The 17,721-nt window shown below is 33.0% G+C and carries 18 protein-coding genes and 1 riboswitch; of the genes, 2 read left to right on the forward strand and 16 right to left on the reverse strand.

The genetic code is table 11. The annotated features are described in order from the left end of the window. Positions 1-65: 65 nt before the first annotated feature. The 15 genes from CLOST_RS08360 to CLOST_RS08430 all read right to left on the reverse strand — a co-directional run bounded on the left by CLOST_RS08360 (position 66) and on the right by CLOST_RS08430 (position 14,257). Positions 66-3,518: a DNA polymerase III subunit alpha gene (locus tag CLOST_RS08360; RefSeq protein ID WP_013361862.1), complete on the reverse strand. Its 3,453-nt coding sequence runs from the start codon at positions 3,516-3,518 to the stop codon at positions 66-68. Positions 3,519-3,611: 93 nt separating this feature from the next. Then, entirely contained in the window at positions 3,612-4,424 is an 813-nt protein-coding gene (locus tag CLOST_RS08365) for a MetQ/NlpA family ABC transporter substrate-binding protein (RefSeq protein ID WP_013361863.1), read from the reverse strand. A 12-nt stretch (positions 4,425-4,436) separates the two neighbouring features. Continuing rightward, a complete protein-coding gene (locus CLOST_RS08370) occupies positions 4,437-5,087 on the reverse strand; it encodes a methionine ABC transporter permease (RefSeq protein WP_013361864.1) in 651 nt (216 codons plus the stop codon). 1 nt (position 5,088) lies between these two features. Continuing rightward, a complete protein-coding gene (locus CLOST_RS08375; RefSeq protein WP_013361865.1) occupies positions 5,089-6,072 on the reverse strand; it encodes a methionine ABC transporter ATP-binding protein in 984 nt (327 codons plus the stop codon). A gap of 187 nt (positions 6,073-6,259) precedes the next feature. Next, positions 6,260-6,367, reverse strand: a riboswitch (SAM riboswitch). A gap of 95 nt (positions 6,368-6,462) precedes the next feature. Continuing rightward, on the reverse strand, positions 6,463-6,729 hold the full coding sequence (locus tag CLOST_RS08380; protein WP_013361866.1) for an HPr family phosphocarrier protein: 267 nt from the start codon (positions 6,727-6,729) through the stop codon (positions 6,463-6,465). Positions 6,730-6,731: 2 nt separating this feature from the next. After that, positions 6,732-7,685 (reverse strand): DNA-binding protein WhiA, encoded by a 954-nt coding sequence (gene whiA / locus CLOST_RS08385; RefSeq protein WP_041487162.1) that lies wholly within the window; start codon positions 7,683-7,685, stop codon positions 6,732-6,734. A gap of 1 nt (position 7,686) precedes the next feature. After that, positions 7,687-8,121: an NUDIX hydrolase gene (locus CLOST_RS08390; protein WP_013361868.1), complete on the reverse strand. Its 435-nt coding sequence runs from the start codon at positions 8,119-8,121 to the stop codon at positions 7,687-7,689. 105 nt (positions 8,122-8,226) lie between these two features. Further along, positions 8,227-9,225, reverse strand: a complete 999-nt coding sequence (locus CLOST_RS08395) for a gluconeogenesis factor YvcK family protein (RefSeq protein WP_013361869.1) — start codon at positions 9,223-9,225, stop codon at positions 8,227-8,229. Positions 9,226-9,234: 9 nt separating this feature from the next. Then, the gene (gene rapZ / locus CLOST_RS08400) at positions 9,235-10,092 is read right to left on the reverse strand and encodes an RNase adapter RapZ (RefSeq protein ID WP_013361870.1); all 858 of its coding nucleotides are present in this window, start codon (positions 10,090-10,092) and stop codon (positions 9,235-9,237) included. 3 nt (positions 10,093-10,095) lie between these two features. Further along, positions 10,096-10,830 carry a PHP domain-containing protein gene (locus CLOST_RS08405; protein WP_013361871.1) on the reverse strand — a complete coding sequence of 245 codons (735 nt, stop codon included), beginning with the start codon at positions 10,828-10,830 and terminating at the stop codon, positions 10,096-10,098. Then, positions 10,820-11,728, reverse strand: a complete 909-nt coding sequence (gene murB / locus CLOST_RS08410; protein ID WP_013361872.1) for a UDP-N-acetylmuramate dehydrogenase — start codon at positions 11,726-11,728, stop codon at positions 10,820-10,822. Before murB ends, CLOST_RS08405 begins: the two co-directional genes overlap by 11 nt. A 98-nt stretch (positions 11,729-11,826) precedes the next feature. Beyond that, on the reverse strand, positions 11,827-12,258 hold the full coding sequence (locus CLOST_RS08415) for an MOSC domain-containing protein (RefSeq protein WP_013361873.1): 432 nt from the start codon (positions 12,256-12,258) through the stop codon (positions 11,827-11,829). A 22-nt stretch (positions 12,259-12,280) separates the two neighbouring features. After that, complete coding sequence (gene moaA, locus CLOST_RS08420) at positions 12,281-13,231, reverse strand: GTP 3',8-cyclase MoaA (RefSeq protein WP_013361874.1); 951 nt, start codon at positions 13,229-13,231, stop codon at positions 12,281-12,283. A gap of 32 nt (positions 13,232-13,263) precedes the next feature. After that, a complete protein-coding gene (locus CLOST_RS08425; RefSeq protein WP_013361875.1) occupies positions 13,264-13,752 on the reverse strand; it encodes a MogA/MoaB family molybdenum cofactor biosynthesis protein in 489 nt (162 codons plus the stop codon). A 31-nt stretch (positions 13,753-13,783) separates the two neighbouring features. Further along, a complete protein-coding gene (locus CLOST_RS08430) occupies positions 13,784-14,257 on the reverse strand; it encodes an NADH-quinone oxidoreductase subunit NuoE family protein (RefSeq protein WP_013361876.1) in 474 nt (157 codons plus the stop codon). A 121-nt stretch (positions 14,258-14,378) separates the two neighbouring features. Between CLOST_RS08430 and mnmL the strand changes: the two genes are divergently transcribed. Next, a complete protein-coding gene (gene mnmL, locus CLOST_RS08435) occupies positions 14,379-15,293 on the forward strand; it encodes a tRNA modification radical SAM protein MnmL/YtqA (protein ID WP_013361877.1) in 915 nt (304 codons plus the stop codon). 92 nt (positions 15,294-15,385) lie between these two features. Then, complete coding sequence (locus CLOST_RS08440; RefSeq protein ID WP_013361878.1) at positions 15,386-17,116, forward strand: phospho-sugar mutase; 1,731 nt, start codon at positions 15,386-15,388, stop codon at positions 17,114-17,116. A 133-nt stretch (positions 17,117-17,249) separates the two neighbouring features. On the opposite strand, the gene CLOST_RS08445 is transcribed toward CLOST_RS08440, so the two are convergent. Further along, positions 17,250-17,678, reverse strand: a complete 429-nt coding sequence (locus CLOST_RS08445; RefSeq protein ID WP_013361879.1) for an exported protein of unknown function — start codon at positions 17,676-17,678, stop codon at positions 17,250-17,252. Positions 17,679-17,721 lie beyond the last annotated feature (43 nt).

Raw genomic sequence — 17,721 nt, forward strand, 5'->3', positions numbered from 1 at the left:
GGCCCCTACCATTTTTTAATATTATATCAGATAAGGGCCGTTATTCATAGTGCTTGATTTTATTTTTACTTTATCTTAATATTATCTTCACCTATTATATCTGCTAACTCTTCGAGCAATTCCTCACACAATTCTACAGCTTCTATTTTTTGAGGAGCAAATACTTTTTTTGATTTGCTATCAAAATAATAAATATAGGTATTTCCAGGATATTGATTTATTACTTTTTTAATTTCTTTTAACAAGTCTTTGTCCTCAATATTATTTACCCTTAAATATAGAGAATTATCCATTTGATTTGAAAGAGATTCAATTTTTTCTGCAATTATTTTTGGTTCTTCATCTTCCTTTAAGGATAATCTTCCATGAACTAGGATTGCTACATCTTCTTGCAAAAGAGAAGATTCTTTAAGAAAAATTTTAGGAAACACTATTATTTCCACTGTTCCATATATGTCCTCTAGGGTTAAAAAAGCCATCATGTCTTTATTCTTAGTCGATTTTATGCTTTTCTTATTTATTACTCCACCAATTTTTACGCTCATATTATCTTTGAATTGGTTTTCAATGTAATTATCTTTCATTTCTCTTAGCGTTAAGGTTGTTGTAGTTGTTATTCTAGATAGCATATCCTTATATTCATTAAGTGGATGGCCACTTAAGTAAAGTCCAAGTACTTCTTTTTCCATCTGAAGCTTTTCTTTATCATTAAACTCCGAAAGCTCTATGATTTTAGCTTTTACTTCATTTTGAAGCTGAGTATCGAAAAGAGAAACCTGTCCTTCTATATTATTTTTCCTTGAATTTGAAATACTAGAAAGGATTTTTTCATATCCAGCCATGATACTAGCTCTATTTGGTATCAGCTCATCAAAGGCTCCACATTTTATAAGGCTCTCAATGGTTCTTTTGTTTATATCCTTTTTATCTAGTCTTTTTGCAAAGTCATCAAAATCAATATATATGCCCTTTTCTTCTCTTTCAGCTACCAGATTTTCCACAAAATGTACCCCTACATTTTTTACTGCACATAGGCTATATCTTATGTGGTTATTTTCAACTGCAAACTCTGTGAAGCTTTTGTTGACATCTGGCTTTAGGACTTCTATTTTTAGCCTTTCGCATTCTCTGATATATTCTACAACTTTATCTGTATTTCCCATGACGCTCGTCATTATAGCTGCCATAAATTCAACAGGATAGTACGCCTTTAAATATGCTGTTTCATAAGCAAGCACAGCGTAAGCCGCTGCATGAGATTTATTAAAAGCATAATTTGCAAAATCTATCATATCATCAAATATTTTGTTGGCTATTTTTTCTGGAATTCCATTTCTTACACATCCATTAATTTCTATATTTCCATTTTCGTCTTCTTTTCCATATACAAAATTACGTCTTTCTTCTTCCATGACATCCATTTTTTTCTTACTCATAGCTCTTCTAACTAGGTCTGACCTGCCATAGGAATATCCAGCTAAATCTCTAACCACTTGCATAACCTGCTCTTGATATACTAATATTCCTCTAGTTACTTCTAATATCGGGCGTATTGATTCATGGTCGTAAACTACAGAATCAGGATTGTTTTTATTCTTTATATATAAAGGAATAGAATCCATTGGTCCTGGTCTGTAAAGCGAAATCCCAGCTACTATATCTTCGAAGGTCTCTGGCTTAAGCTCTTTCATAAACTGTCTCATGCCACTGCTTTCAAGCTGAAATACGCCTAGAGTATCTCCAGACGAAAGAAGCTCATATACTGCCTTATCATCGTAATCGCTATTTGAAAAATCTATGGTTATATTTCTTGTTCTTAATATTATATCTATTGCCTTTTGGATAACTGTAAGAGTACGAAGCCCTAAGAAATCCATTTTAAGCAGCCCTAGCTCTTCTAGAGTGGTCATAGGAAACTGCGTAGTCACAGCGTTATCTTGAGTATATAAAGGCACATAATGATCTACGGGTTCCTTTGATATAACAACTCCTGCTGCGTGGGTAGAAGCATGTCTTGGCAAACCCTCTACGTTTTTAGCTACATCTATAAGCTCTCTTGCTTTTTCATCTTCGTTGTATATTTTTCTTAGATTAGGATTTAAATCAAGCGCCTTTTCAATTGTCATGTTTAGGGCAAAAGGTATTTCCTTTGCTACTTTATCCACATCACTGTAGCTTATTCCCATAACTCTTCCTACATCTCGTATAGATGAACGAGCTCCAAGGGTTCCAAAGGTTATGATTTGTGATACATGGTCGCTTCCATATTTTTCTCTTACATAATCAATTACTTTTTCTCTTTTTTCATAGCAAAAATCTATATCTATATCTGGCATCGAAACCCTCTCAGGGTTTAAAAAGCGTTCAAATAGCAAGCCATATTTTATTGGGTCTATATCAGTAATACCTAGAGTATAGGCTACAATTGAACCAGCCGCAGAGCCCCTACCTGGGCCTACCATTATATTGCTTCTTTTCGAAAAATCTATAAAATCCCAAACTATAAGGAAGTATTCAACATAACCCATATTTTCTATTACATTAAGTTCAAAATCCAGTCTTTCTTGAAGCTTAGAATCTATGGTTTTATATCTATCTACGAGGCCATCTTGGCACAGCTGTCTAAGATACTCGCTAGGAGCTTTGTTTTCCGGTACGCTGTATTCAGGCAAATGAATAGTATTAAAATCAAAATCCACATTGCATCTATTGGCAATTTCCCAAGTATTTCTAAGTGCCTGCGCATCATCCGGAAACAGTTCATACATTTCTGATTGCGACTTAAAATAGAATTCATCTGTTTCAAATTCCATTTTATGCTCATCTGCTAAGGTTTTTCCAGTTTGGATACATAAGAGAATATCATGGGTTTTAGCATCGTCTTTATCCACATAATGAACATCATTGGTTGCTACTAGAGGTATTCCCGTGTCCTGAGAAAGCTTTCTAAGAAATATATTTACCTTTTTCTGCTCTCTTATTCCATGATCTTGAAGCTCTAGAAAAAAATTGTTTTCACCAAATATATCTCTGAGCATCAGTGCAATTTCTTTCGCTTCTTTATATTGACCATTCATAAGCTTTTGCTGGATTTCTCCTGCTAGACAGGCCGATAGTCCAATTAATCCCTCTGAATGCTCCTTTAGTATTTTGTAGTCTATTCTAGGCTTATAATAAAAGCCCTCAACAAAACCCATAGATACTAGCTTTACTAGATTTCTATAACCCTTTTCATTTTCTGCAAGAAGTATTAGATGCCCTGATTTTTTATCTATTCCTTCTTTGTCCTTATATGTTCTTGAGGCTGTATATACCTCACAGCCTATTATAGGCTTAATTCCATTTGCCTTTGCTTTTTTATAAAAATCAATAACGCCAAACATAACTCCATGGTCTGTTATTGCTACAGCATCCATTGAGTAATCCTTGGCGCGTTGTATTAGTTTATCAATTTTGGCAAATCCATCCAGCAAACTATACTGAGTATGAAGATGAAGATGCACAAATTTCTTATCCATAATTACCACCATCCAACACTACTTTATAAGAATTCATTTTATGATTTCCTTTAACTCTATTGTAGCATAAAGATGATATATTTTTAAAATTTATTAGAAAGCTGGAACAACTGCTCCTCCATATTTCTTTTCTATAAAGCTTTTCACTTCATCACTTTGAAGTGCCTTTAGTACTTTGATTAGGTTTTCATTTTTTTCATCCTCAGGTCTTACTACAAGAATATTTGCATAGGGAGATTCTTTGCCTTCAGATAATAAGGCATCCTTAGTTAAATCCAGTCCTGCTTCAATAGCATAGTTCGTATTTATTACGCTTGCATCTACATCTTCTAAGGTTCTAGGAAGCTGAGCCGCCTCTACTTCTTTGAATTCAATGTTTTTAGGATTGCTTTCTATATCTTTAAGCGTTGCTTCAAGTCCAGAGTTTTCTTTTAATTTTATTAAGCCGTTATTTTCAAGTAATATAAGCGCTCTTCCTTCATTTGTCGGGTCATTTGGTATAGCAATCTGAGCGCTATCTTTTAGCTCCTCTATTGAGCCTAGTTTTTTTGAATAAAGTCCTAGAGGCTCAACATGAACATTTCCTATACTAGATAGCTTTAAATTATTTTCTCTTGTAAATGACTCTAGATACGGAAGATGCTGAAAGAAATTTGCATCAATTTCTTTACTGTCAAGTGCTAGGTTTGGAGTAACATAATCCGTAAATTCAATTATCTCAAGCTCAATACCTTGCTCTTTTAATATAGGTTTAATTTCTTCAAGTATTTCTGCATGAGGAACTGGTGAGGCTCCTATTTTTATTACATTGTCGCTTTTAGCTACTTCTTGCTGAGAAGCACAACCTACAAAAGCTACTACCACGATTAAAGCTGATATTAACACTAATAATTTTTTTATATTCATTTTATTATCCTCCTATTTTCTATATATCGAATTTGAAATTTTATTCCCTGAAATTTGAATTAACTGAACTAAAATAATTAATATTATTACTGTTGCAAACATCACATCTGTCTGAAATCTATGATATCCATATCCAATCGCTAGGTATCCTAGTCCTCCTCCACCTACAGCTCCAGCCATTGCACTATAGCCTATAATATTTATGATTGTCACTGTGACATTTAATACAAGCGAAGGCATTGCTTCAGGAATTAATATTTTTAGTACTATTTCTAGTGGAGAGGCTCCCATTGATACTCCAGCTTCAATTACACCTGGATTGACTTCTAAAATTGAGCCTTCTACTAGTCTTGCAAAGAAAGGAATAGCCGCTACCACTAAAGGCACTATGGCTGCATTTGTTCCAATTGAACTTCCAACAACTAGCCGAGTAAAAGGGATTATAAATATCATTAAAATTACAAAGGGAATCGATCTTGTGATATTTATAAGAATTGACAAGCTATTATAAATATTGCTGTTTGGTAGTACACTGTCTTCTCTTGTTATCACTAGAAGTATTCCTAGAGGTAGCCCCAGGATAACCGTAAATACAGTTGATATGAATACCATATATAGGGTTTCGTTAATTGATGGTATGAGTAAATCTAATAGTTCTATCATTTTATAACACCTCTGCCCGAACATCGTGATTATTTAAATAATCTATAATTGTGCTTAGATTGTCATGGCGCTTTAATTCCACAATCAAAGTTCCAAGTGGCTTTTCCTGTATATATTCAATGTTGCCTGAAATAATATTTAGCTCTAAATCAAACTTCTTTACGAGATTTGATATTATTGGATTTTTAGCATTCTCTCCCACAAAGCTAAGCTTTAATAGCTCTCCCTTATAATGCTCTTTATAATCTAAAGACTCTTCTTTAGAAAATATATCTGGGCTACAATTATCTTTATTTGAAAAAATATCGATTGTATTTCCTTGAGCTATAATCCTTCCATTTTCAAGCACCACTGTTTTATCGCAGATACTTTTTACCACTTCCATCTCATGAGTAATAACTACTATAGTTATATTCATTTCTTTATTAATCCTTTTAAGCATACTTAGAATTTGATTTGTAGTTTTCGGGTCAAGAGCTGAAGTGGCTTCATCCGATAATAAAATATCTGGTTTGCTAGCTAGAGCTCTAGCAATAGCAACTCTTTGTTTTTGTCCTCCACTAAGCTGTGAAGTATAAGCATTTGCTTTGTCTGAAAGCTCAACCCAGCTTAGTAATTCATTTACTCTAGCATTTATCTCAGATTTTGGAAGCTTATCTAGTTTTAGTGGAAATGCAATATTTTCATATACAGTTTTGCTATTTAACAAATTAAACCCTTGAAAAATCATCGAAATCTTTTTTCTGGTTTTCCTTAAATCCTTTTGATTTAAATCCATTATATTTATTTTATCTATATAAATTTCGCCACTTGTTGGCTCTTCTATTCTGTTAATGCATCTGACAAGCGAAGACTTTCCAGCTCCACTTAGACCTACTATCCCATATATCTCTCCTTTATCAATCTGAATGTTTATATTATCCAGAGCAATTATGGGTGTTTTGGAATCACTATATACCTTTGATAGATTTCTAATGTCAATCAATTTTAGCCTCCTTAATTTTTGATAATTAAATTGCAAATCGGATTTTGTCGACTAATCCACTTCTAAACAAATAAAAGCTCAACACCTTAATCTAACCAAAATTGCTTATGAATATAAGAAATCTTTTTTGAAAATAAAAAAATCTCTTTCACAAAGAAAGAGATTAATAAACTAAGATTTCAGTTATCTCTTATCTTTAGGTATGTAATAATACCTCAGGAATTAGCACCAATGCTGCAATGCAGCTGGTTGCCGGGTTTCGTAGGGCCAGTCCCTCCACCTCTCTGGATAAGATTCAGTTGTTTTATATCGTTTAGAATAATATGAATTATATATAGATTAATATCGTTTGTCAACACTATTAATCTATATTTTTTTAATTTTTTTATATTATGACTCTAGTAGTTTTACGTTGATAAGGTCCTCTATGGCAGAGATAGCGTTTTCCTCATCTGGGCCATCTATTATTATTTCTATCATCTCACCTTTAGATATCCCCATAGCCATAACTCCCATTATTGACTTTGCGTTTACAGTTTTTCCTGCTTTTTTTATCATTATATCTGATAAGAATTTGTTTGCAGTCTGAACAAAGAGAGCTGCAGGTCTTGCGTGTAATCCTATTTCATTTTTTATTGTAAGTTCCTTTGTTATCATTTTTACTTTCTCCCTTCTTTTAGTTCGTTTGCAATATCTTCTATTTTTTTCAATCTATGATTAACACCTGATTTTCCAAGTGGTTTATCTAGCATTTCGCCTAGTTCCTTAAGGCTTAAATCTTCATATTCTACTCTTAGCTCTGCTATTTCCTGAAGACTTTCAGGGAGGTAGTCTATACCTACTGTATTTATGATATAGTTTATAGCTTCTATCTGTCTCATAGATGCATTTACTGTCTTAGTAAGGTTTGCAGTCTCACAATTGACAATCCTATTTACATCATTTCTCATCTGCTTCATAATCTTAACGTCCTCTAGCTGAAATAGAGCATTATGTGCTCCCATTATGTTAAGTAAATCTGATATATTATTGCTTTCTTTGATATATACTACGTAGGTGTTCTTTCTAGGTACTATTTTAGCATTAAAATCATATGTATTTAGTAAATTTCTTATGTAGGTACTTAGCTCGTCATCTACAGTAACAAATTCCATATGATAGGTTTTTTCTGGATCTGAAATCGATCCCCCACCTAGAAAAGCTCCTCTAATATATGCACGCTTTGATTTTTCATCAGAGATGAAGGATTCAGGTATGTCGCTTTGAATAGTATAATCCTTACCGTCTTTTTTTAGTATACCTATTTCTACTAATATATCATTTGCCCCTTGTTCATATGATACAAACAAGAAATATGTATTGTTCTTTTTTAAATTCTTATTTTTCTTAACCTGTATTTCTACATGAATATTAAAACACATTTTTAGCAAAGAAAAAACTTTTCTTGCAATTGCAGCATTTTCAGTAACAACCTTGAATGACAATTTATTGTAGCCCATTAGCTGCAGGCTTCCGCTCATGCGAATTAAGGCAGCTAATTCAGCAATTCTAACATTCTTATCTTCAGGAATAATCCTTGAAAGCTCGTTTTTAACTTGAGTTGAAAATGACACTTTAATCACCTGAGTTATTATATGATTTTTTGTTAATTTCATCTAATGCAACTTTTATTATTTCCTTTTCGTCATCATATTTTGCCATCTCTAACACTCTATCTATATGAATGAACTTGGCTTCTATGAAGCCCTCTTCTCTTTGAGGGACTGTATCCATACTTCTGGAATGCATCAGATACCAATATACCGTCTTATGGACTCTTTTATTTTCATCCCAATTTTCTTTATAGGTGTAATGAATTTCTCCTAGATATTTGATTATCTCAGCTTTCAATCCACTTTCTTCAAACACTTCTCTTAGGGCGGCTTCGTCTTTCTTTTCTCCAGGTTCTACTTTACCTTTAGGTAAAACCCAGTCTCCATTATATTTTTTTAGGAGAAGGATGGCGTTTCCAAAAACAATGACTCCACCAGAACTTATTTCTTCCCTCATGCTGCCCCTCACTCCTTGTAAATTTAGTCTGCAAGTTTCTTTATAATAGTATACTATATATTAGTATTTATACAAATTCAAAATAGTAATTTACATAAATAAAAATTATAAAATACTTTGATTTATTTTAGAACTATCAGTTTTTTTTGCTAAATCCATAATAACTTTCGATATTTTATCACTATCATGAATTAGTAGCTCGTTTTTTATGGTAATTAAGTCGTCTTGAATGACCTCTATCCCAAGCTCTAAAATCTGTTTTTTTTGCTTTTTATCCAGGAATAAAGGAGTTTGTCCCTCATATAAATATTTTTGCAATATATTTCCAGGGATATCCTTTTTATTAATAATTGCTTTATCGATAATTGGAAATATACTATGGTCAAGAATAGCCTTCATATGGTTATAAATACTATAGCCAGTAGTCTCCCCATATTCCGTCATTATATTGGATACATATATTTTTACAGCTTTAGATTCATATATTGCTTTAGCAACATCTGTAACCAAAAGATTTGGAATTATGCTAGTATAAAGACTTCCAGGCCCTAAAACTATAATATCTGAATTATTAATTCTATCTATTACTTCTGGAAATGCATCTACATTTGATGGTCTTAAAAGTATTTTATCAATTCTAGTGGACTGATTGATACACTCCTGAGCTATGTTAGATTCACCGTTTACTAGGTTTCCATTTGCGAGCTTTGCAACAAGGTGTATATCTTCAAGTGTCACAGGCAGAACTCTTCCTCTTACAGCCAAAATTTCAGATATTTTCGAAATAGCTAATTCAAAATCTCCATAAATTTCATTTAAGGCTGCTAAAAATAAATTACCAAAGCTTTGCCCTTTTAGGCTTCCCTCTTTGAATCTATGCTGCATAAGAGTTTCCATAGCCGGTTCAATATCAGATAGAGCTATAATGCAGTTTCTTATATCTCCCGGAGGAAGCATTCCAATTTCTTGCCTCAGCTTTCCTGAGCCACCACCATCATCAGCCATAGTTACAACTGCGGTCAAATCTATATTGTAATTTTTAAGACCTCTCAGAAGATTAGCTTGACCTGTTCCTCCACCTATTACTGTTATTTTTTTCTTCATAGACTTCACCTATTTTAGAGTATAATCTCTATGTTTTTTGAAAACTCTATACCCTTTATCCTTTAAAAAGTCATACAACAGGTTTGCAATAGTAACAGAACGGTGTCTGCCTCCAGTACAGCCAATAGCAATAACTAAATGATTTTTGCCTTCCTTGATATAATTTGGAATTAAAAACTCAATCATATCCTGAAGCTTTTCCTTAAATATTACACTTTGATTTGAGTTCATGACATAGTCTCTGATTTCCTTATCGTCACCAGTTTTCTCTTTTAAATCCTCAATATAATAAGGATTTGGCATAAATCTCACATCAAATACCAAATCAGCATCTATTGGTATACCATGCTTAAATCCAAATGAGGTAACTGAAATTATCAAATTTGTTTTTTCCTTGCCTTCTTTAAATATATTATTTATCTCATCTTTTAAATCACTTGGCTTCATATTGGTAGTGTTGATAATATAACCAGATTGTTGTTTTAGTTCCTCTAGCATTGCACGTTCTCTTTGAATACCCTGAAATATATTGTCTTCAAGTGCCAAAGGATGCTTTCTTCTAGTCATTTTATATCTTCTTACCAAGGTGTTATCATCAGCTTCTAAAAATATTATGTCAAATTTATAATCATTCTTTTCCATAAATCTAAGGCTTTCGTTCAAATCCTTAAAAAATTTATAGCCCCTGATATCTATACCTAGTGCTACCTTATCAAGAGCTCCTTGAGATGAAGAACATACCTCTACAAACTTAGGTAATAAAGCTGGTGGAAGGTTATCCACACAATAAAAGCCCATGTCTTCCATGACATTCATTGCTTCACTTTTGCCAGAACCTGATAAGCCAGTTACTATAACTATATGCATGATCTAAACCCTCCTGACATTTACAATCTTATCGATATCTACCCCAGCTGAAATTGCTCTTTCCAAAGCATTTGTAAAATCTCCTACATGGTTTGGCAGATGTGAATCCGAGCCTAAAATATATTCAACATCAATATTTTTTATTAATCTTAACTGCTCTATCGAGAGATTTTTATGATGCGAATTAATTTCCATGTAGGTTTTAGTCTCCTGAGCAGCTTTTGCTACCTCTATTATATCTACATCCCCTTTATCTCCTGGATGTGTTAAAACAAAAATATCATTGTTTCTCATCGCATTAACAAGTGCTCTTGTATTATATGCTTTTTCTAATGATTTTAAGGGTTTGAAATAATTATTAAAATGATTTCTCATTCCTCTTGTCCATCTCGTAGGCATGGAACCAAAATGGTAGCCTGCCATGACATAATCAAAATACCCTAAAATTTTATCATCTATATCAATATTTCCTCTATCATCCAAGATATTACATTCAACTCCAAGTAATATTTTGATTTGAGGATACTTTTCCTTCATTAAATCAATTTCATAGCGCATTTTCTCAAAAAGGTTATATTTAACCCCAAATCCCATGTGCTTGTATCCATGATCTGATATTCCTATGATTTCAAGCCCTTTGTCTATAGCTGATTTAACATTTTGTTCAATAGTGCCTTTACCATCACTGTATATAGTGTGTGTATGATAATCAGCTACTACTTTAAGATTATTGTTCACCTACTACCCTCACCTCTTCTTCGAGCATGACTCCAAATTTAGAAAAAACGGTCAGTTTTATAAACTCTATTAATTCTAGAATATTTTCACAGGTTGCATCTCCAGTGTTTATAACAAACCCACTATGCAAACTAGAAACAGCCGCATTTCTCATAATTATACCCTTGAGCCCTGCATCTTCAATCAATTTGCCTGCAAAATATCCTTCAGGTCTTTTAAAAGTAGAGCCTGCACTATATGCTGTAAGTGGCTGCTTAGTTGTTCTTCTTACAGTGAAATCATCTATTTTTGCTTTGATATCCTCAATATTACCTTTTTCAAGCTTAAGCTTGGCTTCTAATACCACTAAGGTTTCATCAGTCACTCTGCTTTTTCTATATCTAAAGTTCATCTCTTGATTTGTAAAAGTTTTGATATTTCCATCCATGTCCATAGCCACAACTTCTTCTACTATATTCTTCATCTCAGAATCATAAGCGCCTGCATTCATAGTCACAGCTCCACCTATGGTTCCAGGAATCCCACTTGCAAATTCAAAACCAGACAAAGACTCATTTACAATGGATTTTGACAAAGTAGAAAGAAGTATTCCGCTCTGAGCTGTTACCTCGTCACCTGAAATGCTAAAGCTACTGAAGTTTTTAGACAGCTTAATTACTACTCCTCTTATCCCTTTGTCGCTAACCAAAAGATTGCTTCCATTTCCCATAATAAATACAGGTATATTTTCTTTTTTCAGGGTTTTTATTAGATTTTGAATCTGGTCTACAGTTCTAGGGGTGACTAAAAAATCAGCGCTCCCTCCAATTTTAAACGATGTATGATTCTTCATATATTCTTTTGTTAATATATCTTGTTCACTTACTATATTTTTCAAAATATCATAGGTTTCTCTCATAATGACCTCCAAATTTATCTTTAACCTTGATATTATATCATATTATCATGCTGATGTAATCACTCTTGCTTAATGCAAAAAACACCCAAAATGGGTGTCTAGATTATAACTATATCGTCTCCAGGCTTTACCTGGCCTTCTTTTATAATCTTTGTAAATATACCTTCTCTAGGCATGATGCAGTCTCCAGTAAGGTTTTTAATTTCACATCCATGATGACATTTTTTTCCTATCTGAGTCACTTCTTGAATAGTATCACCTATCTTTAGCTGAGTTCCAACTGGCAATTCATATAAGCATATTCCCTCTGTTGTTATGTTTTCTGCAAATTTCCCAGGAGTTAAATCCTTTGCACCCATGCTTATCATCTTGTCTATGCTCTCTTGACCTAAAAGACTAACTTGTCTATGCCAATCTCCAGCATGAGCGTCTCCAACCATACCGTGATCAATCTTAAACTCTCCATGTAAAACTGGCTTTTTTATTGTCCCTTTTTTTTCGCTAATATTAACTGCTATTACTTTTGCCATATAGTTTCCTCCTTGATTTTAATTATCCTCCGATTTTAGACATTCCTCGTATTATGTATTTGCCATCATCTAAATGATGTTTTTCTGGCTTTTGTGAGATTGCCGATAGAAAGCTCTTTTCTAAAAGCTCATCATTGCAAGCTATTTTTTTTATATCTATTTCCATATCTGAATGAAGACAAGGCTTGAGCTTGCCATCAGCGGTCAATCTCAATCTATTGCAGTTACTGCAAAAATTACAGGTGATAGGTCTTATAAGCCCTAATCTATATTTATGGTTTGGAAGCTTATAATAGGCTGCTGGGGATGATTTGTCAGTATTTTCTTGCAATTCAAGTTGGGGATATCTTTTTAGCACCTCATCAGCACTGAAAAAATGTTCCTTTGCATACCGAGCTGTGCTTCCAATTGGCATAAGCTCAATAAATCTAACTTCATATTTATTTTTAGTAAGAGCTATAAAGTCTGCGATTTCATTGTCATTCACTTTATTAATTAATACGGTGTTGATTTTTATATTTTCAAAACCAGCATCTAAAGCTGACTCTAATCCTTTATAAACCTCACTTAGCTCATGTCCTCTTGTGATTTTTCGAAATACATTTTCATCCATTGAATCTAGGCTCAGATTTATTCTATCTAGCCCTGCAGCTTTTAAATCCTTTGCCATTTCATCTAGCAAAACTCCATTTGTAGTTATAGCAACTTCTGTTATTTCGTCTATACTTTTAATTTTATTAATAAGGCTCAAAATACCTTTTCTTACTAGAGGTTCTCCGCCTGTTAATCTTATTTTCTTGATTCCATTTCTGGCTGCAACCTTACAAATGTTCTCAATTTCTTCTATTCTTAATATATCACTATGGTCTTTTTTTTCTATGCCCTCTGGCATACAGTATTCACAATTAAAATTACAAAGATCTGTCACAGATATCCTCAAATAGCTAATTTCTCTATTAAAATCGTCTCTCATAACGTTCACCTATTTCTTCTATTGTGTAAAATCTATTTTCTAGCGCATTCTCCAGTGAGTCCAAGTAATATTTCTAGTCCATGCTCTATGCTAGGCATTATTATATCCATGCTTTCTTTCACAGCCTTAGGACTACCCGGCATATTGATGATAAGGCTGTCTTTTTTTATTCCAGAAACTGCTCTTGACAACATTGCTTTTTTTGTAATTTGAAAGCTAAAATGTCTTATTGCTTCTGAGATACCAGGTGTTTCTCTTTCTATGACCATTTTTGTCGCTTCTGGAGTAACATCTCTTTTGGAAAAACCAGTTCCTCCAGTAGTAAGTATAAGATTTATTCCTCTATCAACCATTTCTTCTAGAGCACTCGTTATTTCATCGATTTCATCCTGTACTACTATTTTTTCAACAACGTTGTAACCAAGTTTCTCAAGCTCTAAAGCAATTAGCTTACCACTTTCATCTGCTCTTTCACCTTTTGCCCCTTTGTCACTTGCAGTCAAAACTCCTGCTGTAAACATAACTTCACCTCGCTTGATTTTAATTACTCTATTAATAGTTTGATAAAATAGAATCTATATCATCTAGCTTTGCTTTACCATATACATCTGCATTTATAGTAACAACTGGAGCCAAGCTACAAGCTCCTACACATCTTGCAGGCACCAAAGAAAATTTTCCATCTGAAGTGGTATCTCCTACTTCAATATTTAATTTTTTAGATATCTTGTCTATAATTTTTTGAGAGCCTTTGACATAACATGCTGTTCCTAAGCAAACTGCAATTATATTCTCACCCTTTTGCTTATCAGAAAATGTAGAATAAAAAGATGCTACTCCATATATTTCTGAAAGTGGAATATCAAGACCTTTAGAGATTCTCTCTTGAATATCTATACTTATAAAGCCAAATATTTTTTTAGCTTCATATAAAACTGGCATTAACGCTCCTTGCTCACCTTTATGCTGAGCTATAACTAAATCTAATCGAGCAAAATTTTCCTGTGTGAACACACTCGCAGGCATTTTATTCACTCCTTATGATATTTTTATCATTTCTTTGCTATAATAATTATTATAACACAATAATAACATTGTATACATATGAAGGTAGATAAAATCATGAGTTATAAAGATAGGAGAATACATGTGGCTTGATAAAAGATATCACAGTTTAGATTATGAATTAAAAAAAGTATTCGGGACAAAGGTAATAAAATTGTCAGTAGATGGTGGCTTTACTTGTCCTACTAGAGATGGCTTCAAAGGCTATGGCGGGTGTATATTTTGCAGTTCTAGAGGCTCTGGAGAATTTTCTGGTGATAGGGCTCTACCTATAAAAAGTCAGCTTAAAAACCAAATATCTCTACTAAAAGAAAAATGGCCTGAGGCAAAATATATAGTTTATTTTCAAAATTTCTCAAATACATATGCCGATATTAAAACTCTAAAAGAAAAGTACGATGAAGCTCTAGAGTTTGATAATGTTGTTGGACTAGCAATAGCTACAAGAGGTGATTGCCTTGATGAAGATGTCATTAAGCTTTTAAAAACTTATAACGAAAAAACCTTTCTCTGGGTTGAAATAGGTCTTCAAAGCATTCATAAGCATTCTGAGGAATTTATTCGAAGAGGTTATGGTTTAGAGGCTTTTGACAGAGCAATTTCTGCTTTAAACCAAAATAATATAAGGACTGTAACTCATCTTATACTTAATTTACCAAATGAGACAAAAAAGCACTATATCGAAACTTTAAATTATTTGGTTGAAAAACAAATATGGGGTATAAAATTACATATGCTTCATATCCTAAAAAACACAGATTTAGAAAGCTATTATAAAATTCATCCTTTTGATATCATGGATGCAGATGCTTATATCAGTTTAATCTGTGATTTAATCTCTATTATACCTGAAGAAATCGTCATACATAGGCTCACTGGAGATGGCTCAAAAGAAGATTTAATAGCACCTTTATGGAGCGCAAACAAAAGATATATATTAAACGGGATTAACAAAGAACTTGCAAAAAGAAATTTAACTCAAGGGTGTAATTTATAAGCTTTTTAATAATTTAAGCTTTGAGAATTCTATTGCTTGCATTTATAATTAAGGTATTATATTTTTATGTTAAATATTGAGGAGGCAATTTTATGGATAACAATATTATGAATAGCTATTTAGAATGGTTGAATGATGATTTTATAGATCAAACTACTAAAGATGAGTTAAAATCTATTGAAAATAAACCTGAAGAAATCGAAGATAGATTTTATCAAGAGCTTGAATTTGGAACAGCAGGACTAAGAGGAAAAATAGGCGCTGGTACTAACAGAATGAACATTTATGTTATATCCAGAGCTACTCACGCTTTAGCTCAGGTTATAAAAAAACATGGGCCTGAATATGTAGAAAAAGGCATAGCTATAGCTTATGATTGCAGACTTTTTTCTCCTGAATTTGCTATGCAAAGTGCACTTGTAATGGCTGCCAATGGAATAAAAGCCTATCTTTTTGAATCACTAAGACCTACCCCAGAGCTATCTTATACCATAAGATACTATGGTTGTAGCTCTGGAATAAATATAACAGCAAGCCATAATCCTAAAGACTACAACGGTTATAAAGTTTACTGGGAAGAAGGTTCACAAATCAAATCAGACATAGCAAATTTAGTTTTGGAAGAGATTTCAAAAATCAAATCCTTTGCTGACATTCCCGTTATATCAGAGGAAGAAGCAAGACAAAAAGGCTTACTGATAGATATAGGAAAGGAAGTAGACGATAGCTATATCAACGAAGTTATGAACGTTTCTCTACGCGACGAGGAAATTGATAAATCAATCAAAATAGTATATACACCTCTAAATGGAGCTGGAAATATTCCTGTAAGACGAGTGCTAAAAGAAAAGGGTTTTGATAAAGTTTATGTTGTAAAAGAGCAGGAAAATCCTGATGGAACATTCCCAACAATTGAATATCCTAACCCTGAGGATTTAAAAGCCTTTGAATATGCTGAAAGATTAGCAAAAGATGTAGATGCAGATTTACTAATCGCAACTGATCCTGATTGTGATAGATTGGCAGTTCAAGTAAAGCATAACAATAAAATTGTTCCTCTTAATGGAAATCAAACCGGCGTAATTTTAATTAACTATATACTTTCAGCCATGACAGAGAAAGGACTGCTTCCTAGAAATCCTGTTATAGTTAAATCCATTGTTACTGGAGATATGGGAACTGCTATAGCAAAAGACTATAACGTGGAAATGATTAACGTTCTAACTGGCTTTAAGAATATTTGCGCTCTTCCAAATGAATATGATAAGACAAAGGAAAAGAATTTTATTTTTGGTTATGAGGAAAGTATAGGATACGTTATAGGAACCTTTGTAAGAGATAAAGACGCTGTTTCTGCTTCATTGATGCTAGCTGAAGCTGCTGCCTATTACAAAGAGCAGGGCAAAACCCTTGTTGATGTCCTAAATGAGCTTTTTGAAAAATATGGATATTATCAAGAAAAAACAATTTCATTGGTTTTAGAAGGTGTAGAAGGTCAAAAACGAATCAAACGTATGATGGAAGAATATAGGGATTTATATCCTACAGCTATTGGTTCTTCTAATCTAACTGAAATGGTGGATTACGAAAAGCAGCTTTCTAAAAACTTACTAACAGACGAATCCCTAACAATAGATATAGAAAAAACTGATGCAGTGAAATTTATATTTGATGATGGCTGCTGGTACGCTCTTAGACCATCTGGAACTGAGCCAAAAATTAAGCTTTATCTTTATTCAAAAGCACCTTCATTAGAAGAGGCATCAAATAAATTAATTGAATTTGAAACCCTAATACTAGAAAAGCTTCACAGCATAAAATAATAATATCAATATAGATGTGATTGTAGACTAAAAAAAATTATACTCAGTTGTGTAACTCTTGCTATATAAGGTTAAATTAAAAAAATCCGACAAATGTCGGATTTTTTAATTTATATTGCATATCTACAATATGTTATTTGATTGGAAGCTTTGATTGTTGACCTTTTGTCGGTCTCATAACCTGAGGCTTTATAGGCTGATATTGAATTATTTCATTTGATTTATCCTCGAAATAAACTCCATAATCATTTCCAACCTTCATATTTAGTTTTTGAAGAGAAAATAATTTTTTAGAAACTTTTCCATTTTTCATAATAACAGATGTTTTTCCAAATTTTCCTTTTGGCGGAACAATTGATAAAACCTTACCTTCAAAATAAAACTTCTTTCGCTTGTAAGATATAGCTATTCTTACTAAAAATGCTCCTAGCGCCGCTGCTAGTATTATAAGTGGAGCTTTAATCCACCAGCTTTTAAACCAAATAGCACCTGCAATAAGCACTAAAAATGCAGCAATCATCGCAGCAATTCTAAGCATGACTTTTCTTTTTTGACTTTCCAAGAGTGCATCCCACCTTAACTATATATTTGACAAGATACATTAT

It is taken from the genome of Acetoanaerobium sticklandii, from assembly GCF_000196455.1.
GTDB lineage: Bacteria > Bacillota > Clostridia > Peptostreptococcales > Filifactoraceae > Acetoanaerobium > Acetoanaerobium sticklandii.